Here is a 23842-nt window from a genome sequence, read left to right as displayed (position 1 = left end):
GTTACCCACATCCCCACAGCCACAACAGCAGCAGGCAAGAGTAGCGTAAAGTTACTGGGAAGAACGAACGGCAGCAGCTCCACTTAAAAAACCGGACCCAGTGGTCCTCAGCATGGGGTCCACTTCAGATTGGGCATCCATGTCCACAGCGGAGCTGTGGCGACTCTACGATGAGGTCACGACTGTTCTTGGTCGCAGGATGACCGCGGAAAAGGCCAAGCTCGAAGAGCGGCTTCGCAAGATTGAGGGGACGGCCGCTGCGGCCCGGGACGAAGAACGTCCGCGCCGCCCCTACCCCCCAGTGTTGCCGAAATACCAGAACCCGAAGAATCCGTCCGAAACGTGGTCCGGTCGCGGTAAGCAGCCCCGATGGCTGAAAGCTCAGCTTCGAGCCGGTAAAAAACTGAACGATCTCCTGATCGATCGCTCGTCCGCACAAAGGCGCCGCAGGACCGGCTGAGCGCCGGCCGCGCTATCGTAGTGCGCCGCGACGATCCCGCAGTCTGCCCCACGCGGAGGGCTGGTTGTACCTGGCCGCCGTCATGGATCTCTTCGCCGCAAGATCGTCGGTTGGGCGATAGTGCAACCACATGTGGGTCGACCGGGCTCGTTCATCACCGCCGGTACCGAACCCCTGCCGAGGCCCAGCGCGACATCTTCGCCTTCATCGAGGGCTTGCAATCGAACCCGGCTCACTTCCGCCATCGGCCCCGATTCTAACTCCTGATTTGATTATTTCCGACAAACTCTTGCACGATGGTTTGCAACCAATCTGTCCCGGCATCAACTGCATCGTCAGGAAGCGTCCGTAGCCATTCCACATGGCTCATGGAGCTTGGCTCTATTGCCAAAGGGCACGCAATTGAGGGGAGCTGCATGGCAGGCAGAGAGCTGACTCCAAGAAATTGAGCAAGCCTGAACCACCGCTCCGACATCCCGCTGTCAATGAGATGGATCGCTGCATCCATCGTCATCCCTAGATGAGACTGTCTCTGCTCGCTGGTTAAGCGTGCCTTTCGTACCGAAACATACCAAGAACGAAGGGCCGCTAGTTGGCCGACGTATTCCAGGTTTCGTTCGACTCTTGGACCAGAGAGCCCTCTTGCTTCGAAGGTCCAAGGAGCGTCGATCTCGCGCAGCTTTTCGGCATGGATTCGTCCGGCTCCAACATCCGAACGTATGACTTGCCCGGCAACAGTGAAGGTGCCGTAGCCTATCCGGTTAGGGCCCACCATCCCACTGATGCCACCTATAAAGATTCGCTCCTGCCTGAGAAAGACCCCTTGAGGAACGTCTCCAATCAGCGAGGGAGTTGCCTTGTCACCGGCTTCTCCCCACGGGGTGAAATTGAAATGAATGAACCCGCTACCGACTTCCGTGTGATTGGACCTTGAACGCCCCCCTGAGATAAAACAGTCGCAACAATTAATGAGCGAACCCAGAGTTACAAAGCTCGTCAGAATCGTGTGCTTAAGGCCGACCGCATGAGCAGTCGAAGCTTCCTCTTCAAGAAGAGTACCTCCGCGAATGTGCCCATTCGATCCTATTCTAGCTTTCGAAAGAAGCACCGAGTCGGTGACGAATCCGCTGGCGATTTCGGCGCCTTCTCCAACGATCGAGTTCACAACGGTTGCAGGTCCCTCGCTCCCCAGCTTTGCGCCAGGAGCAACAACGGTCCCGGACCCGAGCAAGCGGACCCCCGGGAAAAGTACAGATCCCGGAAAGATGCGATCAAGTTGAACTTGATCGTCGATGAATATTTGGCGGGGATCAACGAGATCCACGCCCTTCTCAGCAAGGAGCTCAAGTCTGTCGACGAGCGAAAGCTTCTTCATTTGTAGCGTACCTGGCTCGTTACATTGGATGTCTTAGGAACTGCGAACGACCGATCCCGCCGCGACTTTGTCAGATGAAGCCACAATCGAGCCTGGGCAAATTATAGCCCCAAGACCTAGTTGAGCTCCGTCGCCGACGAATGCCACCAGATCTGGTGCTTGAGCTGCTGCGTCTCCCACGAGACACCCTGCTCTGACCAATACGTCAGACCCCAGAACGCAGTTCTGCACAACGGAGTTCTCAGAAATGGTACAGCGGTTCATGAGTATGCTGTCAGAAACGAATGACCCGGCTCGAAGCTGTGATCCTGTCCCAATGAACGATCTGCCAAAAATTCTCGCCCCACATTCAACGACGCAGTCCGGGCCAACTATTAGAGGGCCGCTTAAAACGGCTCCCGATTTAACGTGACTATTCGGACCCAAGTAGACGAGCCCTGACACGATGGCCTTGTCTTCGATAGTCCCGTCAATCTGCTGCCGACCGAGCTTGGCGTAAAGCTGATCCCGAGAGGAAAATAGATCTTCAAGCGTTGCGAACCTCGACAGCCATTTCTCGAATTCTTCCTCCATAGGAGAGTAAAACAAGTCACTGGGCCGCATTGGTGTCTCCTGGCCTTCCGCCAAAGCTCGCAAGTCCGGCACTAAGCGTCTCTACCACGATTTGCCAAAGAGTAGATAATCCGAAGGGCTGCGAGCTTCGAAGCGCAGGTGACGGAGTGCTCCCATGGACCAGTGCAGTGCGCGGATCGGGGCCATTCTCGCCGACCAAGCAAACTCAGGGGAGTCCAAAGCCCCTATCACTCGTCGATCGAGCGGCTCCTGGTCGCCGACATGATTCGGCCAGGTTACGACGAAAGCCTCCGCGCCTTTCTCTACAGCTTACTGGGCCAACGGAAAGAAATGGCGATTCGCGTTACGCTGGCCGAGGCGGCGTTATGCTCCTTTGCCGTCGATTGTCGCCCACAGCTGATGACTGCTCGGCATCTGTACGCGAAGCCAACGATAGGGGACGCGCGACCAGAGCTTGATCTCCGGAGCGAGATTGTCGAGCACGAGATCGCCGCTCTGGGTGCGGACGAGCAGCACCAAATGATGCTCTCCGGAGCTGACGATGACCTCGCTCAGTAGCAAGGCCCGCGCCGGCCAGCCACGCCGCAGGAGTTCGTGGCGTTTGCTTACAGCGTAGTCATTGCAGTCCCCGCGATCGGGATTGATGCTCCACGCCTCGCCGGCCAAGCCGAGGTCATTGGGCACTGGCGCAATAGCCAGATTGACCACGCGATTAACCTCCAAGAGATCCACCCACCGCTCGTCGGTCAACCGGACCGGACCACCCCGGAATCCCCGCCGGGAGCGGCATTCGGCCTCATAGCGCAGGCAGAACATCGTGTACGTCAGAGGCGGAAGAGCGGGCGGCCCGAGTTTGATGCGCCCTGGTGCTGCTTGAGGAAGCGTGGGCATCGCCAGGCGTCCTGCGCCCGCCCATTCAGTACCTCCGGCCGCCATGACGACCGCCAAAAACAAGATGGAGCCGGAGACTCGATACATCTGCCGATCCCCTGCAAACACCACTGAGATTCGGATCCCGCCGCAGCAGGGCCATCGCCGCACCGCGCGGTTAATGATTTTTTCTATTTAATTATATTAATAATTATATAATGATCAAGCGAATAATAATGGATTAAATAATCCAGCCTCAGGCGAAAAAACGTTCTGCCTGCCAGGGGACGATCAGGGTCAACGGCGGTTAGTTCTTTCCGGGAACGCTGCGCCTACGCTGCCCTGCCGCCAGGCGAATGGATGCACTGAGCGGGCATGTTTCTTGCGTCGGGGAATCGCCGCAATCGCGCTCAATTTCGTGCGCGGGGCGGCGATGCGAGTCGAAGTCGCCGGCGTTGCTTCTCGCGCGTTGTGACGCCTGACAAAAGCCTGCGGTGGGATCTTCCAATCGGAATTCAATCCGAGCGCTGGGATTGGACGTTCAAGTCCGCTTGTGCCGCGTTTGAGGTGTGGGGTTGTTCGTCAAGGCAGCCGAACGAATTCCGCTACTGCGCCCACTGACCAGTCATGACGGCTGCTGCTTTTCGATCACCTTCCGGCAGTCTGCCAGCGGCCTCTTGATCAGCGTGTAATGGGCTCGCGACGGCCGGTGCGTGCGCGGCTGATCTCCCAGGGCCACAAATCCACTAGTTCGCCTGCTCCCGAAGTGGATATTTTTGCGCGCAGGGCGGGGGCGAGCCGTTCCAAAATCAGGCGCCGCTCCGAACGGATCTCGCGTTCGAGGGCGTCCGAGTAGATCGGAATCGCGTGGATTGTCTCACGCGGGATACGGCAGGATACGTGCCCAAATGGGGTCACTGCCCTAATCACGATGGCCTTGCCGTCCCACTCGACCTCGCCGACGAACTCAATGTCTCCGATAGAACTCAGTGTCATATCGAGCTCCCGACTCTGTTAATCATTGATTGTAAGTTTTGCTGTTTTCAAAGGATGATGGCGCGTCACCAGCCATCAGCGCCGGATTGTCACCGTCCAACACAAATTCGACTTTGCAGCGAATTCCCCCAGGTAGCGCCAAACGCGGATTCGGCAGGGCCAGACGCACCCCGAACGTTCCGCTCGCAGCGTCGAGGACACGATCGACAACGGTGACAGAGGCAGCATAGAGACCGGCGATAGGCAGCTCCGGTCGCACATTGGCTCTGCTGCCGGTACGGATTTGACCAAAATACGCGGTGGGCACGAACACTTCGACCCTCAGCGGATCAATCTGTGCGAGGGTGAACACTGGGCTCTGGTCATTTCGGTATTCACCCGGAACGAGAAGTCGCTCGACCACCACGCCGTCGATCGGGCTACGCAGCGCGCGTTGATTCAGAACCTCTTCGGCGTGCGCGACTTCCAGGCGAGCAAGCTCCTTGTGAAGCTTCGCCTCCTTGAGCTGCTGTTCGGCGACCCGCACCTCGGCTTCAACTTCCTGGAGTGAAGCGAGTGGACTGACGGACCTTGTATGAAGCTCCCTCAGGCGCTCATGTTTTTGATGCAGGAACTGCGCGCGAGCTTCGGCCGATTTAACGGGGGCATCATTGGTTGCGCGGGCCCGCGCCAGCGCCAGCGTCGCGGCCTCAACCCCATCTTCGATCTTGCCAATGATCTGGCCCTGCCGAACGATGTCGCCGCGGTCAACGTCGAGGCGCGCGATCATGCCGACCGCCGGGCTCGCCAGCTTGACGGTTTGTTGCGGCTCGATCACGCAATTGAATTCTCGCTTCTCCGCCGAGATTTCTAGGGTCTCCGCCCTTGCACCGGAACGGGCTAGCAAGATCCCCGCCGGCACGTACAAGCACAACAGGATGCAGCTCATGCGCTGAGCTCTGCGGACAATTTCCGCAATCGGACTCACCATGCGAGGTTCCCACCGAATTCCGCTTTTCCTCTCATATCATTTATATTATATTAATTTGACTTAATAGGGATTAAAATCAAAACTGCGATAAATATTTAAAGCAAGGGGATCGGCAAATGGCGACCCCTTCCGGCAGCAGCACCTGGTTATTGGTCGCTTGCTTTGGAAAGCACATGTCTGAGCCCGACTTGACGGCAAGCGGCGGCCCCGCTCCACAATTGCGGAGGGTGCCCTCAGATGCGACGACGTCGCCGCACTGGCAGGGATTGCTGAACGCAGGAAACGAAGCGACATTTGTTTCGGCCTGGCTGGCGCTGCAATGCAGCCGTATTGCCGGCGTGTCAGCTGGTCTGTTGCTCATGCGGGGGGTTGATTCAACTGCGCCGTCACTATCCGTGACGTGGCCGCCTCGGGATGTCGATGCCAGCGATCTCATGCGCCTGGCCGAAACTGCCTACAAGGAGCGTCGCTTGGTCGTTGCTCCCGGTCGCGTCGGTCCCGATTCCAGGCCGGCACAACCGGTGGCCCTGATAGTCGCCCAGCCACTGGGCACTACGAACGAGCCGATTGCGGCTGTGGCCATCGCATTGACGACGACGGCCGCCAAGCCTCTGGTTACCCCGGCCATCGTCGCTGAGCAATTGCGCTGGGGCGCGGGCTGGCTCGAGGCACTGCCTTGGGCTAGACATACCAAGGATCTCTCGTCTGACGTAACGCGAGCCGCATCGTGCCTCGACCTCCTCGTCACGGTGAACGCGCAGCCGCGGCTGAGCGGTATGGCAATCGCGGTCGTCAACGAGCTGGCCACCCGCCTGCGGTGCGAGCGCGTATCGCTGGGTGTTGTCGGTCGCAACGGCACAATCCGCCTGCGCGCGGTTTCATTCTCGTCCAGCTTCAAACGCGAGAGCCGCCTCGTCAATTCGATCGAGAGCGCAATGGAAGAGGCGATCGAGCAGCGTGAATGCGTCGCTTATCCGCCATTGCCAAGCATGAGACGCGTCGCGGCCATCGCCCACCGGGCGCTGGCGGAGGAAGCAAAGGCGTCGGGCTCGTCGACGATGTCAGCTGTACTGATCGGCCCCCATGGAAAACCGATCGGCGCTCTCACGCTCGAACGTCACCGCGCCGAGCCCTTTTCGGACGACGAGCTGAAGTTGGTGGAGGGGATCGCGGCGCTGCTGGGACCTCAGATCGGATTGCAGCTGCGCGCAAACCGGCTCTTGGGCGGACGTGTGGTTGATAGTATCGGCGACGGATGCGCGGCGCTGTTCGGCGCACGGCGGCCGGCCCTCAAGCTCTGCGTCGCCGGTGCCATCGCGCTTGCGCTGATCTTGGCCTTTGCGAAAGGCGAGCACCGCGTCACCGCGAAATCGGTCCTTGAGGCCGAAGTGCAGCGCGCAGCTGTGGCTCCGTTCGACGGATTTGTTCGAGCGGCTCCGGCTCGAGCCGGCGACACGGTTCGCCAAGGCGACCTTCTCACCCTGCTTGACGACCGGGATCTTGTTCTCGATCGGTTGAAGCGGCGAGCCGAACTCGACAAGCTACTTCAGCGCGATCGCGAGGCGCTCGCCAAGCACAATCGCAACGGCCTCGCGGTACTGGAACCGCAGATCCGGCAAGCGGAAGCCCAGTTGGCACTCGCGGAAGAGAACCTCGCGCGCACCCGCATCCTCGCTCCATTCGACGGTATTGTCGTCTCGGGCGATCTGAGCCAGATGCTCGGCTCTCCCATTGAGAAGGGAAAAACACTGTTCGAGGTGGCGCCACTCAATTCCTACCGCTTGATCGTTCAGGTCGACGAACGTGACGTTCGCTTCGTGGCGGTCGGACAAAGCGGCACCGTCGCACTCGCAGGCAGGCCCGGCGAACCGGTGCCGATGACGCTGAGCAAGATCACGCCGGTTACGCTCGCCGAGGAAGGACGCAATGCTTTTCGGATCGAGGCCCGCCTCTCGGAACCGGGCATTGCACTGCGCCCCGGGATGGAAGGCGTTGCAAAGATCAATTCGGGACGACGCTCGATTGCGTGGATCTGGCTGCATCCCGTGATCGATTGGCTGCGCATTGCCGCTTGGAAGTACCTGCCGTGAGAGGGGCGATATGACCACAGCCCCGTTTCTGAGCTCGTCCTGGTATCGCGTCGCGCAACTCAGGCCGAAGCTTCGCGACCACACCTCGATCTACCGACATCGGTATCGCGGCTGCATCTGGTATGTCGTTCAGGATCACGCGACCGGCCGCATGCACCGCTTGTCGCCCGCCGGCTACATGATCGTGGCCGCGATGGACGGCGTGCGAACGGTTGACCAGATCTGGCACGAGGTCGGATCCGCTCTTGCTGAGGAGGCGCCGAGCCAGAGCGAGGCCATCCAATTGTTGGCCGAACTCAGCGCTTTCGACCTGTTACAAACCGAAGTGACTCCGGATGCAAGTGCGCTGGTCGCACGTGCGGCGAAAGCCAAACGATCCAGGTGGCTCGGCAACGTGCTCTACCCGCTGGCCCTGCGGATTCCGCTCTGGCATCCGGTCAGGTTTTTCGAACGTACCCGGCCGCTTGCAGAATGGTTATTCGGGTTGCCGGGTGCCGTGCTGTGGCTACTGGTGGTGTTGCCGGCGCCTCTGCTCGCGGCACAAAACTGGCAGGAATTAACAGCCGACGTCTCCGACCGAATTCTAGCCACCGATAACCTTCTGTTGCTCGCGCTGGTGTATCTCCTGCTCAAGACGCTGCATGAATTTGGGCACGGATTTGCGGTCGCGGCGTTCGGGGGAACAATACCCGAATTCGGAGTCATGATCCTGGTGTTCGCCCCATTGCCCTATGTCGACGCTTCTGCCGCATCGGCATTCCGCAGCAAGTGGAGGCGCGCGCTTGTTGGCGCGGCCGGAATGATTGTCGAAGTGTTCTTGGCGGCGCTCGCGCTCTACGTATGGCTTACTGTTGAGGCCGGACTTGTCCGCACGCTCGCATTCGACGCATTGGCCGTCGCCGGTGTCTCGACCCTGGTATACAACGGCAATCCACTCCTGCGATATGACGGCTACTACATTCTCGCGGATCTGCTGGAAATCCCTAACCTGGCGCAGCGTGCTACCCGGTACTGGGGCTACCTTGTCAATCGCCATGTGTTTCGCGCGGACGGGTCGAAGGATTTCGTGGCCGCGACTGGCGAACGCATTTGGCTACTTCTATATGCACCGACTGCCTTCCTTTACCGCCAATTCGTGATGCTCGCGATCGCCGTGTTCGTCGCCTCGCAGTATCTCGCCTTCGGCGTCTTGATCGCGGTCTGGAGTCTGCTGACCGGTGTTGCGCTGCCCATCGGCAAGGCCCTGTGGTTCGTGCTCGCGAGCCCGAAGCTTCAACGCAATCGCGCCCGCGCAGTAGCTGCGACTTTCGGCATGATCCTGGCCGTCGGGTTGATGCTTTTCCTAATTCCGGCCCCTTGTTACACCACGACGGAAGGCGTTGCCTGGTTGCCGGAGAATGCAATCGTGCGCGCGAGAACCGATGGCTTCGCGCGCGTACTGCTGGTCCATCCCGGCATGAACGTCACGGTCGGGGAAGCGCTGGTCGAAAGCGAAGACTCGACACTCAAGGCCGAACTCATAATTCTCCGCGCACACGTCGCCGAACTCGAGACGAGGCTTGCCATCGAGCGCTTTACCGACCGCGCGAGCGCAGAGATCACCTCGACGGAAATAGGACAGGCACGCGCCGAGCTTGCGACCGCAACCGATCGCGCCGCGCGCCTCGTCGTGCACAGCCGCAGCGAGGGCACCTTTGCCGTTATGAAGCCACAAGATCTGCCCGGACGGTTCCTGCGCGAAGGGCAACAAATCGGTTACGTGCTTACTCCCGGCTCACGCATCGTGCGCGCAACGATCCGTCAGGACGACATCGACCTCGTTCGCCATCGGCTGCGGAGCGCCGAAGTCAGACTCGCAGAGCGCCCAGATGAGACATTGCGCGTTGAGTCCATTCGCGAAATACCGTCAGGCCGTGACGTCCTCCCCAGCAGAGCTTTGGGAGGCGCTGGCGGCGGGGCCTTCACCGTCGATCCCGGCGATCCCGAAGGCGTAAAGACGCTGCAACGCGTCTTCCAGATCGATCTTGTACTGCCCGAAATTGCACCGGCGGCCACCGCGTTCGGCGGCCGCGCCTACGTCCGCTTCAACTTTAATTGGGAGCCGCCGGGCCAGCAGATCTGGCGTCGTCTACGACAATTGCTGCTGTCTCAGCTGCAGGTCTGAAGGCATCCGTATGCTCACGCGCAAACGAAACTTCGTCGGTTTGGCCTCGGTGGCAGTAGACGCACCCTATGCGGAGCAGGCCGCTCGTCAAGAGATTGGACTCGATGCTGCCCTCCTCGACGCTTGGGGCCGGGTCTTGCCTTTCCTTCAGCCGGCCCTCGCGCGTGACCGCCTCGGCCGCTTCGTCCGGTCGGTCGGTGATCTGGAACCGCAGTTCGCTGTCCTGACGGACCGGCGCTTGCGCGAAACCGCGGAGGAGCTGCGCGCATCATTACTGTCAACTCCCCCCTACTCGCATCAAATGGCGCGTTCGTTTGCGCTGGCGCGCGAGGCGGCGCGTCGTCACGTCGGGATGCGTCTCTTTCCGGTCCAATTGCTCGGCGGCGCCGCCATGATGGGAGGCGCAGTCGCCGAAATGGAAACCGGTGAAGGCAAGACTTTGACGGCGCTGCTGCCGGCGATCACCGCCGCACTCATGGGACGTCCGGTTCATATCATCACGGTCAACGATTATCTCGCGCGCCGCGACGCCGAACAGCTCGCACCTATCTACAACGCGCTTGATCTCACCGTCGGGCTCGTCGAGCACGGGCAGTCGCGGCAGGAAAGGCAAAGAGCCTACGCGAGCGACGTCACCTATTGTACCAATAAGGAGCTTGTGTTCGACTATCTCCGCGATCGGCTCACGCTCGGCCCTCGCCGTGCCCGTTCTCGGCTTTCTCTCGACACAATATTCAAAAGCAGACTTGCCAGCCACCATCAAACACCGCTTCTGCGCGGTCTGCATTTTGCGATCGTAGACGAGGCAGACAGCGTCCTGATTGACGAGGCTCGCGTGCCGCTGATCCTCTCCGGAACGCAAGAAAGGCCTGAGAATGCCGGGGGCCTGCACGAGACCGCACTTGATCTCGCTCAACGCCTGGTGCCCGGCGACGACTTCCATGTGCGCGCAAGCGAGAAATCGGTGCGGCTAACCAGCCGCGGCGAAAGCCGGATCGCTCAGCTCGCTGCAGGACTAACGGGCCTATGGGCAATCCGACGCGCGCGCGAGGAACTCGCGCAGCACGCGCTTGCCGCCCTTCATCTCTACCGACGCGACGTTCAGTATATCGTCGCCGATGACAAGGTGCAGATCGTCGACGAGTACACCGGGCGCATCATGCCAGACCGTTCGTGGGACGGCGGCATTCACCAACTTATCGAGGCCAAGGAACATTGCACCATCACGGAGCAACGCACGACCCTTGCACAAATTACCTATCAGCGCTTCTTTCGCCGCTACGTGCACCTTTGCGGCATGACCGGAACGGCGATCGAGCCGGCAGGTGAACTGTACGGCATCTACGGCCTCCGCGTTGTACGCATCCCAACAAACCGGCCTTTGCGACGAACGAATGCCGGCACACGCTTGTTCCCGACAGCCAACGTCAAATGGGACGCCGTGGTCGCTTCTGTTCACGAGATCGTTCGCAAAGGTCGCGCCGTGCTCGTCGGGACCCGCTCGGTTGAAGCCTCCGAGCAAATTTCGCAGTTGCTTGGCAGATCGGGCCTCGAATCCGTGGTTCTCAACGCGCGCCAGGACCACGCAGAGGCCGAGATCATTGCGGGCGCGGGTCAACCGGGCCGCATAACGGTCGCCACCAACATGGCCGGCCGCGGCACCGACATACAACTACATCCTGCGGTCCGGAGCCGAGGCGGCTTGCATGTCATCCTGACCGAATATCACGAGTCCCGCCGCATCGATCGCCAACTCTTTGGGCGCGCCGGCCGCCAGGGTGATTCCGGTAGCTACGAAACAATCGTCGCGCTCGATGATGAGCTTTTCAGGCGCTTTATCAATCCGAAGCTTCTTCGGTTACTAGGCAAACAATCGAAACGAACGCAGCCAATTCAAGGAGCCTTGGAACGCGCATTGCGCAGCTACGGCCAACACGCAGCCGAGCGTCTTCACGGGCGAGCCAGACGTACCGCCCTCGCCGAAGATCTGCGTTTCAACAGGATTCTCAGCTTCGCCGGGACTGAATGATGGTCCCGCGCCCATCCGCAGCACACACGCAAATATTATTATATCTTGGAATCATTAATATATGGCCAGCACGGTACATTATGGTAATATTTAATTGGAAACTAAATATCAGTTAATTATCCAGCGCGATTTCAGATTGTGGCGTTCGGAGACAACGATGTCGAATTCCTGGGGCTTGTTCGGCCATCTGGCGCAACGGATCATTTACGGCAGCGCGAGAAGCGATCGCAAGACGATCGTCGATGGCAAACGCGATGCTAGTCATTCGGCTAGTCATTCGCCGCTGATCTTAGAGACGCTCGAGCCGCGCATGCTGCTCGCCGCGGATCCTCTTGGCATCACGGCAGGCTACGCCTTCAACGAGGTCTCGGGCACCACAACGGCTGATGCATCTGGTCACGGCATCGTCGGCACGCTCACGAACGGTGCGACCTTCACAGGGGGAAAATACGGCAATGCGGTCGCACTCGACGGCGTGAACGACCTGGTCGATCTCGGGAATCCGAGTGCGCTGCAAATGACTGGCAGCATGACTCTCAGTGCGTGGGTCTACGTCCATTCGTTCCCCGCTGATGATGCGCCTGTTGTGTCCAAGCGCACCTGGGGCGAATCCGGATACCAGCTTGACATCACCGCGGACACCGGGCCTCGCACGATCGGGTTCAAGCTCACCAACAGCTCGGGCGGGCAGATGTTCCGCTACGGCGCGACGGCGCTGCAGCCCAACACGTGGTATCACGCCGCCGGCGTCTATGACGCCGCGGGCCAAACTTTGAACGTCTATCTCAATGGCGTCCTCGACAACGGGCAGTTGACTGGCACAGTCACGAGCTCCCAGCAGAATTCGACGGCCAACGTGAATATCGGCAGTCGGCCGGGACGTACAGGATTCGATTTTCCTGGCCTTATCGATGACGTGCGCATCGCCGATCATGCGCTCACCCCCGATCAGATCCAAACCGATATGGCGACTCCCCTCGCCGGAACGGCAGACACGATTGCCCCGGCCGTGTCCCTCACGCCTCCGGCCCCGATCGTATCCGGGTCTGTGAGTCTCGCAGCGAGCGCATCGGACAACATCGGCGTTGCCGGAGTCAAGTTTCTGCTCGATGGCAACACCCTGATCGGCACGGAGGATACCACCTCGCCGTACGGTGTCTCATGGACCACGACCACGGCATCGAACGGCTCGCATGTGCTGACCGCGCAGGCACGCGATGCTGCCAACAACATAACCACCTCGACGCCAGTCAGCATTACGGTCGACAATCAGGCGCCGACCGGTACGGTGACGATCAACGGCGGCGCCGCGGCAACCAACAGCACCTCGGTCACGCTTACGATCACTGCGACCGATGCAGTGACTTCCGTCAAGCAGATGCGCTTCTCCAACAACGGGAGTTCATATTCGACGGCGGAAGCCTTCGCCCCGACCAAGGCCTGGACGCTATCGAACGCAACAGGCACTAAGACGGTCTTTGTCCAGATCATGGACGCCGCAGGAAACTGGTCCGCGGCCGTGACCGATACTATCGTGCTCGACACCACGGCGCCGACGATCAGTGGGCAGACGGCGACGAACCTAACCGCCAACACCGCACGAGTCACCTGGACCACCAACGAGCCCGCGACCTCGCGGGTCGAGTACGGATTGACGACCAGTTACGGATCGTCGACGACGCTTGATGCGACTCTGGTGACGGCACACAGCGTTACGCTAACCGGCCTTGCTCCCAACACTATCTACAATTTCCGCGTTCGTTCGATCGACGCTGCCGGGAACGAAAGAATCGGCTCAAACGCCACATTCACGACGACCGCCACCCAGGACACCACGCCGCCATCGACTCCTACAGGCCTGGTGGCGACCGGGGCTTCGACAACGCAGATCAATCTGTCGTGGAACGCCTCGACCGACAACGTTGCGGTCACCGGCTATCAGGTCTTCCGCAATGGTACCCAGGTTGGCACCCCGACGACGACCACGTTCGGCGATACCGGCCTGTCGCCAGGTACATCCTACACTTATACCGTGCGGGCGAGGGACGCGGCGTCGAACCTCTCCGGACAGTCCACAGCGGCCGTTGCCACTACACTGACGCCCGACACGACACTACCTACGTCCACGATCACAGGGCCGACGGGATCAACGACCGTTTCGGGTACGATCACGATCAGTGCCAATGCCTCCGACAATGTCGGGGTGGCGGGCGTGACTTTCCTGGTGGACAATATCGCGGTCGGCGGGGGCGAAGACCTAACGTCACCCTACAGCGTCAGTTGGGATACGACGACGGTCGTGAATGGCGTCCACACGATTACGGTACGCGCCCGGGATACCTCCGGAAACACCGGCGATTCGCTGCCCGTCAGCATCACGGTGTCAAACACTCAAACACCGGGTCTGGTTGCGGCCTATTCCTTCGATGAAGGATCCGGAACGACCGCGGGCGATTCCTCAGGGCAGTCGAACCTAGCCACACTCAACAATGGCGTCGCCTGGGTGGCCGGCAAGCATGGCCAGGCCGCAAGCTTTGATGGAGTGAATGACTACATCTCTATTCCAAACTCTGCCTCGACCAACATCTCCGGTAGTGCCCTTACATTGTCGACGTGGATCAATCCCCAGCCGCTCGCGAGCGGCGACTCCGTCGTTATCGGGAAGTTCTGGAATACGACCATGTCGTCACCTTACTACCAGTATGGACTGGAACTGCGCGGCGGCAATCAGACCGATTTCTATATTGGGACATCCAGTGGCGCGCGCGTCGCCGCCTCGGGAACCACCTTGCCATTCAACCAGTGGTCCCACCTCGCCATCACCTTCGATGGCGCGCAAGTCAAGACCTATGTCAATGGAAACCTCGTCAACACGCAAGCGCTGTCAGCGACTATCACGGCACGCGGCAACCCCATGCGCGTCGGAGCGGATGCGTCGACCGCGCAATTCTACAAGGGAGCGCTCGACGATCTGCGCATCTACAACCGCGTGCTGACCTCGGCGCAAGTGCAGTCGGACATGACGACGCCGATCGGCAACCCGACGGCCGGATCACCGCAGGTCTTGATAGATTCCCCAATCAACGGGGCGCAAGTTAGCGGCATCGTCAATGTGACTGCAGATGCAACCGACGATACCGGCATCGCCAATGTGCAGTTCTATATCGACAATGTCGCAACCGGATCCCCCGATGCGACCGATCCTTACGCGCTTGCGTGGGACACGCGTACGGCGAGCAACGGCGCGCACATTATCACCGCAAAGGCGACCGACATAGACGGCCATACGACGTTGTCAGCACCGATAACCGTCAACGTCGCGAACAGCAGCTTTTTCCAGAACGAGATTCTCGCGACGGGGTTCAATCTGCCGACCGCGATCAAATTCCTTCCCGATGGCCGCATGCTGGTGGTGGAACTTGCGGGCACAATCAAGATATTGCCGCCGCCCTACACCACGCCCGATCCAACGCCGTTCCTGCAACTCACCAATATCGGCTCGGCGGGCGTACAGCAAGGCATCTATGACATTGCACTGGACCCCAACTTCAACACCAATCATTACTATTACATCTTCTATACGCTGGGGACGCCGAACGTGGATCGCTTCTCGCGCTTCACGGCGAACGCGACGCTGACGGGTACTGTCCCTGGCAGCGAGTTCGTCATCTATCAGGATACGGAAATTGCCAATGCCGAGCACCACGGCGGAGCGATCAACTTCAGCAACGACGGCAAGATCCTGCTGACGACCGGGGAGCATTTCCAGGCTGGCGACGCGCAAGACCTCACGAAGCCGCGTGGCAAGATCCTGCGATACAACATGGACGGCACCGTTCCCACCGACAATCCGTTCTACGACGGCAACGGACCGAACTACGATGCAATATGGGCGCTTGGCCTGCGGAATCCCTTCCGCGCCTACTACGACGCGCCCACCGGGCGGCTGATCATCGGCGATGTCGGCGGGAACGGCTATTCAACCGCAATCGAGGAAATCGACATCGGAGCGAAGGGTGCCAATTACGGCTGGCCGGACGTAGAAACTCCGAACGGGAATCCCGCCTACACTGCACCGGCTTACTACTACCCGCACTATGGACGCGACGCCGCGGTCGTCGCTGGATTTGTCTATCACGGCACACAATTCCCAAGCAGCTATCAGGGCAGCTTCTTCTTCGCGGATTACACTCAGAACTGGATCAAGCGGCTGACGTTCGACGCCAACGGAAACGTCGCCGGCGTCTTCAACTTCGAGCCAGCCGACGGTTCGGTAGATGGCCCTTACGGCGACATTGTCTACTTGACCGAAGGCCCCGATGGCGCGCTCTACTATGTCGACCTCGGCTACTCCGATATCAGCGGCACATTCGGCCTAAGCAAAATCCGCCGCATCGAATTCATTCAATCGGATCTACCTCCTGTAGCGACGGTTTCGGCATCACCAACGAAAGGACCCAGCCCGCTGACCGTCAACTTCTCCAGCAACGGTTCATCTGATCCGGAAGGAAAGCCTCTCACCTATTCGTGGAACTTCGGTGACGGCGCGACTTCGACCGCGGCCAACCCATCGCACACCTATACGGTCTCCGGCCCTTATCAGGCCCGGCTAACGGTCTCCGACGGAGTCAATTCGACGCTATCGACCCCGATCGCAATCAGCGTCGGCAATAGTCCCGTTGTGAGCCTCCTTGGACCAACCGATGGCGCAATCTTCAGGGCGGGCGATGTGATCACATTTAGCGGCACCGCAACCGATGCCGAAGATGGTACACTCGCCGCAAGTGTCTACACCTGGAATATTGACTTCCTCCACGAAGGTCATGTTCATCCGGGCACCCCTATCACCGGCGTGACCAGCGGTACGTTCACGATTCCGACCAGCGGTCACGACTTCAGCGGATTCACGCGGTATCGAATAACGCTGACCGTGACCGATTCCAGTGGGCTGCAATCGAGCCAATCCGTCACCATCCTCCCCGATAAGGTCAATCTCAATTTCAGCACGACGCCTGCCGGATTAACGTTGTATCTGGACGGCATCGCGCACACGACGCCGTTCACCTACGACGCGTTGATCGGCTTCAATCACGAGATCGAAGCGCGCAACGCGACCGTCGGAACCACGACCTACAACTTCGTCTCCTGGTCGGATAGCGGTACTCAAGACCACACCATCACAGTCCCCGTCGGCGGTGCGACCTATACTGCGACTTATAATGCCGTCACGACGCCGGCCCCCCTGGCATTCGTGCAGGCGAATTCAGCCACGCCGCAAACCAACCAGACGCAGGTCTCGGTCGCCTACACGAACGCGCAGACAACAGGCAACACGAACATCCTCGTGATCGGATGGAACAACACGACATCAAATATCACATCCCTCACGGACTCGGCCGGCAATGTTTATCAGCTCGCCGTCCCGACAGCGCGAGGTAGCGGCATCAGCCAGGCGATCTACTACGCCCCGAATATCAAGCAAGCCGCCGCCGGCACGAACACTGTGACCGTGACCTTCAACACTGCGACTCAATACGTGGACATTCGCGCTCTGGAATACAGCGGTCTCGATGTCATCAATCCGTTCGATGTCGGGGCCTCGGCGGCCGGCACCAGCAGTTCAGCCAGCAGCGGGGCCGTTACAACGTCCACCGCGCATGAGCTCATTTTTGGTGCCGGAACGACGACGGGTGGTTTCACTGCGGCAGGCAGCGGGTTTACCACGCGCATCATTACAACGCCCGACCTTGATATTGCCCAGGACCGGTTCGTAACCGCGACAGGTAGCTACAGCGCGACCGCATCTCTCCAAGGCTCTGCGGCATGGGTGATGCAGGTCGCGACCTTCAAGGCAGTGAGTTGATCTGCATGCCGCAGTCCCAAGGCTTATGCGCCAACGCCGTTGCGTACAACCGCGTGTGCAGCAACGCCGTTGAAATGGCACGAGGCACTATATTATGACTGCTTCGGATGAACCGATTGTTGGTAGTTGCGCATCGGCGCTGGCGAAGGACCTAACTCGAGGTGAGTTCTTCGCGGGTCTATTCGCTCTCGGTTGTGCGAGTGGCTTAGCATCCCGCGTCATTCAATCGGTCCATGGGCTTGGATGGCTAGATGCGCTTCTTGGCACGTTTGAAATCAGTGTACTCGTTTGGATATCATGCGCCGCTGGAATTTCCCTCGTTCTTCAAGACCGAACGATCGGGATTCGCTCTTCAGAACTCGTCTTGGGAGCGGCCTTTGTGCTGCTCGCCATTCTACCGGTAGGTCCCGTCAGTTGGCTGGCAGTAACCGCGCTCAGTCTCTATGTCATCAACACGGCCGATGCCTCATCATCGCGGCGCGGCGCTCTCATACTACTGGCTGTTACCGTGCCCATGTTTTGGAGCCGGCTATTCTTTCATTTCTTTGCCGAGCTAATTTTGCGGATCGATGCGGGTCTCGTGGGTTGGATACTGCGCAGCTCTCGAACCGGGGACGTCGTCGAATTTGCCGACGCTTCCGGCGTTCTGGTCATTCTGCCAGGGTGCTCTTCGCTCGCAAACGTATCGCTTGCAGTTCTATGCTGGGTGACTGTGAGCCAGTTAGTCAGCCACAAGAAATCTGCTTACGATCTATTCTGGTGCCTGATGGCTTGCATCTCCGTCGTAGCGGTGAATGTCACTCGCATCAGCTTTATGGGCCTGAGCCAATGGCACTACGCCATGTTCCATAGTTGGTGGGGCGACGCGGTCGCGAACACGACCATTTTGGGCCTGACGGTCGGCTTCTGCGTGCTGGGGGTGAGGCGTGAGCTCTTCCGCCGGATTTAAGTGGTTTATCGCGGCCGTGCTATTACTGGCCACTGGATGGAAGATTGCGATTCCATTCGAAAATCCAGGCCAGCTAAGAGAGGATATTGTTAGATTCCTCGAACGAAATCACTTCAGCGTCACAGCAACCAATGAAGTTACGACAGGTACTCTGATCATCCGAGCCACCAGAGCGTCGTGTCAATTGCAGGTCGCTAAGCTTACTCCGGACGGATCGAACCGACATCTCATTCGACATCTTGCAACAGGGACCGATCGCTCGTTCGTCGTATTTCGGGGCGAAGTGTACACGCAGCAACCGACCGCATGGACAGTGTTGCACTATCTGCGATCCAGATTTCTTCGCGAACTTGGATTCATTCGACAAATCACTCCCGTCATCGACGTGGCGGAAAGCTTGGCCTGCAATGCAGAACGGCTCCCATGGAGTGAACTTCAGGATCGCCCCGCGTGATTCAACGAGCTCTCGGATGTTCACGACTCTCCTCATATGGATATCTGAACTTCGATGCACCGACGTCAAATTGTCGCGCGCGTATTGTCAGCTGGTATCTACCCGAGATTTATGTTGACTGAATTTAATTATTATGATTATTAAAAGATCAAATATTTATTAATGCGCCGTGCTAAGGGAGAAGAAAATATGACCTTGCCTGGGTGGGTCCTTGCGATTTTCCTCACGATGGCCGCGGCGGTGCCGGCCGGCGTCTATTTCACGGCTACTCTGTTCTTTCCTCCCGACCAAAGCTACACTTACGTCGGTCAGGGGACGGCACAGGGCGCACCTGGACCGATCGCGGGCGCGGGGCTATCCTTCGCCGCAGTTGCGTATGCGGCCTATTGGGTAATCAAGCGCCGTCGACGCAAACCGGACTAAGCAATCGGCTCTGTTCAGAGCGATGATCGAATGATCCTGCTCGGGGCGTATGCTTGCGAGCAGGACAGGAGAAGTCGGATTGAGCCCACGCTGTTTGCAGGCTTGCAAGCCGAGTACCGGCCGCTCGACCGACAGGCCATCCCTGCGCGCAAGTGGATGAATGCCGATGATGAGGCGTCAGCGCGCCTTGAACGCACGCTCCGCCTGATCTTCGCGCTTCGTATGAGCCGGCGCAGCCATTCAACGGCAAAGACCATAGCCGTATTTCTCCGGGGTCAAATCTTCATACAGTGATAGCTCGGGTAGGACAGATTTCACATGCCGAGTGAGCTGCTAGTCGTTCTGGGGGCTGAAGCTACAATACTTGCCTGCGTGGCGGCGATGACCCTGTACGCCAGGCGAATGGACGTACTGAGCGGAAGGTCGATCGAGCGATCGCTAGTTTCGCCCACGGGCAGTAGACATCCGTCACGCTCGATCCGCCGAAAGCCGCGCGATTTGCTGCGGTTGATCAGGAGGTGGCGCGAGCTCACTACGCTCGCCCCGCGAAATCTCTGGCAGCGATCTGATATCCCCAGAACGTCGCGGTTAGGCCTTCAAGCCAGATCACAAACTCCGTCCCGGCTCGTGACGCGCTTTCGTCCGTCGGGCACGCCCGCCGGCGATGCGTCCGGCCGACCAGCCCTGGTTTCAGAGCCGGGCCGCAATGTCGACCCCACCGAATAGGCGTCGACCCCGCTTGCGTGAGGTCAAACGCTGCCCAGCTTCCGCGAAGACTCAGCGCTCCTTGAATGCACGCTCCGCCTGATCGTGCAGCGGCTTGAGCAGATAGGACAGCGCAGTCCGACCAGCCGTCTTGATAAAGACCTCCACCGGCATGCCCGGCAGCAGCTTGGCCGACCCGAGTTTTACCAGCTCTTCGGGCTTCAGCAGGACGCGACCCGTGTAGTAACTCGTGCCGGCACGCTGATCCTGTGTGATGTCTGCCGAGACCAAGCTGACCTCTCCGTCGATCTCGGGCGTGGTCTTCTGGTTGAACGCTGCGAAACGCATCGTCGCGGTCTGCCCCATATAAACCTGGTCGATATCGCGCGGTGCGATCTTGACCTCGACTGCAAGCGAGTCCGCATCAGGTACGATCAGCATGATTTGCTCGCCGGGAGAAATGACCCCTCCAACCGTGTGGACGCTGAGCTCGTGGACGCGGCCGGATTGTGGTGCCCTGATATCGATCCGATTCAACTGATCGACCGCCGCAGTCTTGCGCTCGCCCAGTTCGGAGAGTTTCGAGCGCGTTTCGATCAGGTCCTTGCCGACCTCCGTCCGCAGATCCTGGTCAACCTGAATGATCTGGAGGCCAATTTCGGAGATCTTGCCCTTCGACTGCGCAACCATGCCGGCCAACTGGCTACGCTCGCCTTCGAGGCGCGCGGAGTCGCGCTCGAGGGAACTGAGCCGCGTGATCGGCACCAGATTCTTCTGCCAGAGGCTGCGTACGCCTTCCAGCTCCTGGCGAATGAACTCGACTTCCTTCTGCTTGGCCTCGATCTGCCCCGTATAGCCCTTGATCTCGTTTTCCAGCTGGGCGCTCTTCTCCTGCAACTGCGCTTTTTGGCCGCTCCTCGCCTGACGACGCAGATCGAACAGCTTCCGTTCCGCAGTGATCGCGCGGCTCGCCTCGGAGTTGCTCTCCTTGGCCCGATCGAGCAGCAGCTTGGGGAACATGACCTGCTCGGCGCCATCACGTTCGGCCTCGAGACGAGCCTGCCGCGCGAGCAGCTCATCGATGCTGTTGGTAACGATCGTCGCATTCGCGAGCGTCTGGGTCTCGTCGAGGCGGATCAAAACGTCGCCTGCATTGACACGGTCGCCTTGCCGCACGCGCAATTCTCCGACGATCCCGCCGGTGGCGTGCTGAACCTTCTTAACGCTCGAATCCACCACGACCACGCCCTGGGCGATCACCGCACCCGACAATTGAGTCGTTGTCGCCCAGCCGCCGACCCCAAAGGTCACCAGAGCGAACATGATCATTCCAACGATCATGTAACGCTGGATGGATTGCAACGCCGGCGCTATCTGACCGCTCATCGGCCTCCTCCTTGAGCTTCCGCGACGACCTTGAGCGGTACCGGATTTCGCAGCACTTGCCTGAGAACCTCCTCTCTCTTGCCGAAGGACTGAACCCTGCCTTCGCCGAGGCACAAGACATGGTCCACGCCTTCCAGCGCCTTCGGGCGATGCGCGACAACGGCGACAATCCCTCCCCGGCGGCGCACGTTCAGGATCGCCTCGGTCAAGGCCTCCTCGCCCTCGGCATCGAGATTGGAAGAGGGCTCATCAAGCACGACCAGGAATGGCTTGCCGTAAAAAGCGCGCGCGAGCCCGATACGCTGCCGCTGCCCCGCCGACAGCGCCAGCCCTCCCTCGCCGATCTTCGTGCCGTAGCCGTCCGGAAGGGAGAGGATGAGATCGTGCGCGCCCGCGGCATGCGAAGCTTCCAGAACTGCGGCGGCCGTTGCATGCGGGTCGAACCGTGCAATGTTCATCGCAATGCTGCCGTCGAACAATTCGACGTCCTGAGGCAGATAACCGATGTGCTTGCCGAGGGCGTCCGAAGACCAGTGATCGAGCGCGGCGTTGTCGAGCCGGATCCTACCTCGCATGCATGGCCACACTCCCACCAGCGCACGTGCCAACGTCGACTTGCCCGATCCGCTCGGACCAATGATTCCAACCGCCTGCCCGCTCCGCAGCTGGAACGACACTTCACTGACGGTGGGCCTCTGCGCGTTTGGGGCGCCGATATAGAGGTGCTCGGCAGTGAGGGTCTCAACCGGCGGAGGTAGCGCCAACCGCTCCTCGTCGTGAGGCAGAAGCTTCAGCAGCCCATCGAGCCGTTGCCCTGATTGCCGCGCGGCGACGAATCCTTTCCAGTTCGCGATGGCCAATTCGACGGGCGCCAGTGCCCGCGCGGTGAGGATCGATCCGGCAATGATGATGCCGGCCGTCGATTCCTGGTTGATGACGAGGACGGCGCCAACGGCGAGAACCAGCGATTGCAAGATCGCCCGAAAAAGCTTGGAGGCACCACCGAGTCCGTTTGCGACGTCACTGGCTCGCTCATGAGCCGCGAGGTACTTCGCGTTGACATCCTGCCAACGTAGAGCCGCCTGTTGCCGCATGCCCATGGCCTGTAGAACTTCGGCGTTTCGCCGCCCCTCGAGCGCCAGTGCGGTTCGCGAAACGGCGAGACGCGAGGTCGCCTTTGCCGGGCCTCGCGTGCGGGTTTCCGTGAGCATCGTAATGCCGACCAGCACCAGCGCGCCGGCCAGCGCAGTGACGCCGATCCAGAAGTGAAAGAGGAAGCAGACGCCAAGATAGATTGGCATCCAGGGCAGATCGAACAGCGCCGTCGGCCCTCCGCTCGACAGGAAGCTGCGGACCTGATCAAGGTCACGCATTGGCTGCAAGCCATCGCCATCGGCTCTGGTCTTCAAGGGCAGGCGAACAAGCGCATCGAATATGCGAACGCCGAGCGCTTCATCAAAATACCGGCCGACCCGGGCGCTGATCCTGCTCCTGACGAGGTCGAGCCCGCCCTGAAACAGGTAAAGCACCGTGGCCAGAACCATCAAGGCGATCAGCGTCGGTATGCTGCGCCCGGGCAGCACCCGATCGTAGACTTGCAGCATGAAGAACGAGCCGGTGAGCATGAGGAGATTGCTCATCCCGCTGAAGGCCGCGAGAGCCCAGAAAATCCGGCGGCAAGACCGCAGGAAAGCCGACAGCTCTGACCGCGACTCATCATCGTCGCCAGCCGACCGCGGGACACCGGAGAACAGTCGTTGCCGCAAGACTTCGACGAGACGCTTTGCCCAGCCGATCGGCCCCTGCGTCCGCAGTTCGGCATCTTCCGCCCACTGTCGTGCGACGACCCCAAGTCTCGTCAAACGCGAAAATTGGATCCGATAAAGGCTTGCTGGCAGGGAGATTACGCCCCACCGTTCAGAATTTGTCATGGCTCCCGCCCTTGAACCGTGCCTTAAGTGATGATCCCCGAGAGGCTCCCCAAGGCTGATGTGAGTTTGATTTCCCTGTCATCGAGCTACTGTTACGCGAGATAGAAGTCAGACCGATTTTGCACCGAACCAAGCCAACTTGAGCGTGTCGCCTCCCCGGTAGCCGGCGCGGACATGATAACCGTCCTGCCATTTAATTCGCTCAATCCGCTCTCCCAGCTTCCAACACGTACTCCGCCGCGAAGTCGTTCGCAGAGCGCGATGTCGTGGTGATTTGTATCCACCACCTCATGGTTAATTAGCCTGGCCTCACGTGCCGGTCGCCATGGGCTTTTTTGGGACCAGATGGGGGCCGGGCCGAGGTTTTTTTAACCAGCACGTCAACTCGCGGTACTACAATAATCGCGCGATACGCCTTCGATTAAATCGTCGCGAATTTCCCTGATGTCATGCCCAACCACGAAACTCAACACGCCTCCATCGCGGCACGGCCTGAACACACAGAAATCGTTTACTAAAAAGCTCGGCCAGCCGATCCGACCAACAACTAAGCACGGACTTCCGCGCGATATTTAATTTTTAATATTCAATTTTCACGCGCTCA

At 59.6% G+C, this 23842-nt stretch carries 15 protein-coding genes; 8 read left to right on the top strand and 7 right to left on the bottom strand.

Annotated elements, in window-relative coordinates; all coding sequences use genetic code 11:
- The first annotated feature begins 139 nt into the window (after nt 1-139).
- Nucleotides 140-460, top strand: coding sequence for an H-NS histone family protein (locus AC066S_RS29870; RefSeq protein WP_430644566.1), 321 nt, complete (start codon nt 140-142; stop codon nt 458-460).
- 256 nt (nt 461-716) lie between these two features.
- Here the strand turns inward: AC066S_RS29870 and AC066S_RS29865 are convergent, their stop codons facing one another.
- From AC066S_RS29865 to AC066S_RS29845, 5 genes are all read right to left on the bottom strand, one after another.
- Entirely contained in the window at nt 717-1835 is a 1119-nt protein-coding gene (locus tag AC066S_RS29865) for an LbetaH domain-containing protein (protein ID WP_126258039.1), read from the bottom strand.
- A gap of 33 nt (nt 1836-1868) precedes the next feature.
- Nucleotides 1869-2408 carry a GlgC family sugar phosphate nucleotidyltransferase gene (locus AC066S_RS29860; RefSeq protein WP_478271319.1) on the bottom strand — a complete coding sequence of 180 codons (540 nt, stop codon included), beginning with the start codon at nt 2406-2408 and terminating at the stop codon, nt 1869-1871.
- 363 nt (nt 2409-2771) lie between these two features.
- Complete coding sequence (locus tag AC066S_RS29855; protein ID WP_135169326.1) at nt 2772-3386, bottom strand: transglutaminase-like cysteine peptidase; 615 nt, start codon at nt 3384-3386, stop codon at nt 2772-2774.
- A gap of 573 nt (nt 3387-3959) precedes the next feature.
- Nucleotides 3960-4274: a hypothetical protein gene (locus AC066S_RS29850; RefSeq protein WP_478271317.1), complete on the bottom strand. Its 315-nt coding sequence runs from the start codon at nt 4272-4274 to the stop codon at nt 3960-3962.
- Nucleotides 4275-4296: 22 nt separating this feature from the next.
- Nucleotides 4297-5244 carry an efflux RND transporter periplasmic adaptor subunit gene (locus AC066S_RS29845; protein WP_135169324.1) on the bottom strand — a complete coding sequence of 316 codons (948 nt, stop codon included), beginning with the start codon at nt 5242-5244 and terminating at the stop codon, nt 4297-4299.
- 173 nt (nt 5245-5417) lie between these two features.
- On the opposite strand from AC066S_RS29845, the gene AC066S_RS29840 reads away from it, so the two are divergent.
- The 7 genes from AC066S_RS29840 (at nt 5418) to AC066S_RS29810 (ending at nt 19510) form a co-directional block, all read left to right on the top strand.
- Entirely contained in the window at nt 5418-7334 is a 1917-nt protein-coding gene (locus AC066S_RS29840) for an efflux RND transporter periplasmic adaptor subunit (RefSeq protein WP_478271316.1), read from the top strand.
- 10 nt (nt 7335-7344) lie between these two features.
- The gene (locus AC066S_RS29835) at nt 7345-9498 is read left to right on the top strand and encodes a peptidase M50 (protein WP_478271315.1); all 2154 of its coding nucleotides are present in this window, start codon (nt 7345-7347) and stop codon (nt 9496-9498) included.
- Between the two features lie 10 nt (nt 9499-9508).
- Nucleotides 9509-11527: a preprotein translocase subunit SecA gene (locus AC066S_RS29830; protein ID WP_478271314.1), complete on the top strand. Its 2019-nt coding sequence runs from the start codon at nt 9509-9511 to the stop codon at nt 11525-11527.
- A 157-nt stretch (nt 11528-11684) separates the two neighbouring features.
- Nucleotides 11685-17390 carry a LamG-like jellyroll fold domain-containing protein gene (locus AC066S_RS29825; RefSeq protein WP_478271313.1) on the top strand — a complete coding sequence of 1902 codons (5706 nt, stop codon included), beginning with the start codon at nt 11685-11687 and terminating at the stop codon, nt 17388-17390.
- A gap of 379 nt (nt 17391-17769) precedes the next feature.
- A complete protein-coding gene (locus AC066S_RS29820; protein WP_126258030.1) occupies nt 17770-18339 on the top strand; it encodes a hypothetical protein in 570 nt (189 codons plus the stop codon).
- A gap of 643 nt (nt 18340-18982) precedes the next feature.
- Nucleotides 18983-19216 carry a hypothetical protein gene (locus AC066S_RS29815; protein WP_126258029.1) on the top strand — a complete coding sequence of 78 codons (234 nt, stop codon included), beginning with the start codon at nt 18983-18985 and terminating at the stop codon, nt 19214-19216.
- A 30-nt stretch (nt 19217-19246) separates the two neighbouring features.
- Nucleotides 19247-19510, top strand: a complete 264-nt coding sequence (locus AC066S_RS29810) for a hypothetical protein (protein WP_126258028.1) — start codon at nt 19247-19249, stop codon at nt 19508-19510.
- 483 nt (nt 19511-19993) lie between these two features.
- On the opposite strand, the gene AC066S_RS29805 is transcribed toward AC066S_RS29810, so the two are convergent.
- Both AC066S_RS29805 and AC066S_RS29800 read right to left on the bottom strand, forming a co-directional pair.
- On the bottom strand, nt 19994-21307 hold the full coding sequence (locus AC066S_RS29805) for an HlyD family type I secretion periplasmic adaptor subunit (protein ID WP_135169318.1): 1314 nt from the start codon (nt 21305-21307) through the stop codon (nt 19994-19996).
- Nucleotides 21304-23238, bottom strand: a complete 1935-nt coding sequence (locus AC066S_RS29800; RefSeq protein ID WP_245481404.1) for a type I secretion system permease/ATPase — start codon at nt 23236-23238, stop codon at nt 21304-21306. Before AC066S_RS29800 ends, AC066S_RS29805 begins: the two co-directional genes overlap by 4 nt.
- Nucleotides 23239-23842: the final 604 nt, after the last annotated feature.

Source organism: Bradyrhizobium sp. CFUWI (genome assembly GCF_056429085.1).
The sequence above is the reverse complement of the archived record's forward strand: the minus strand, read 5'-3'. Positions and strand labels throughout refer to the sequence as shown.

What these genes read in the sequence shown, in the direction of transcription:
- AC066S_RS29870 (WP_430644566.1), top strand. Translation starts at nt 140, where the DNA reads ATGTCCACAGCGGAGCTGTGGCGACTCTACGATGAGGTCACGACTGTT.
- AC066S_RS29810 (WP_126258028.1), top strand. Translation starts at nt 19,247, where the DNA reads ATGATCCTGCTCGGGGCGTATGCTTGCGAGCAGGACAGGAGAAGTCGG.
- AC066S_RS29865 (WP_126258039.1), bottom strand. Translation starts at nt 1,835, where the DNA reads ATGAAGAAGCTTTCGCTCGTCGACAGACTTGAGCTCCTTGCTGAGAAG.
- AC066S_RS29850 (WP_478271317.1), bottom strand. Translation starts at nt 4,274, where the DNA reads ATGACACTGAGTTCTATCGGAGACATTGAGTTCGTCGGCGAGGTCGAG.
- AC066S_RS29830 (WP_478271314.1), top strand. Translation starts at nt 9,509, where the DNA reads ATGCTCACGCGCAAACGAAACTTCGTCGGTTTGGCCTCGGTGGCAGTA.
- AC066S_RS29845 (WP_135169324.1), bottom strand. Translation starts at nt 5,244, where the DNA reads ATGGTGAGTCCGATTGCGGAAATTGTCCGCAGAGCTCAGCGCATGAGC.
- AC066S_RS29835 (WP_478271315.1), top strand. Translation starts at nt 7,345, where the DNA reads ATGACCACAGCCCCGTTTCTGAGCTCGTCCTGGTATCGCGTCGCGCAA.
- AC066S_RS29825 (WP_478271313.1), top strand. Translation starts at nt 11,685, where the DNA reads ATGTCGAATTCCTGGGGCTTGTTCGGCCATCTGGCGCAACGGATCATT.
- AC066S_RS29840 (WP_478271316.1), top strand. Translation starts at nt 5,418, where the DNA reads ATGTCTGAGCCCGACTTGACGGCAAGCGGCGGCCCCGCTCCACAATTG.
- AC066S_RS29815 (WP_126258029.1), top strand. Translation starts at nt 18,983, where the DNA reads ATGACCTTGCCTGGGTGGGTCCTTGCGATTTTCCTCACGATGGCCGCG.
- AC066S_RS29805 (WP_135169318.1), bottom strand. Translation starts at nt 21,307, where the DNA reads ATGAGCGGTCAGATAGCGCCGGCGTTGCAATCCATCCAGCGTTACATG.
- AC066S_RS29860 (WP_478271319.1), bottom strand. Translation starts at nt 2,408, where the DNA reads ATGGAGGAAGAATTCGAGAAATGGCTGTCGAGGTTCGCAACGCTTGAA.
- AC066S_RS29800 (WP_245481404.1), bottom strand. Translation starts at nt 23,238, where the DNA reads ATGACAAATTCTGAACGGTGGGGCGTAATCTCCCTGCCAGCAAGCCTT.
- AC066S_RS29855 (WP_135169326.1), bottom strand. Translation starts at nt 3,386, where the DNA reads ATGTATCGAGTCTCCGGCTCCATCTTGTTTTTGGCGGTCGTCATGGCG.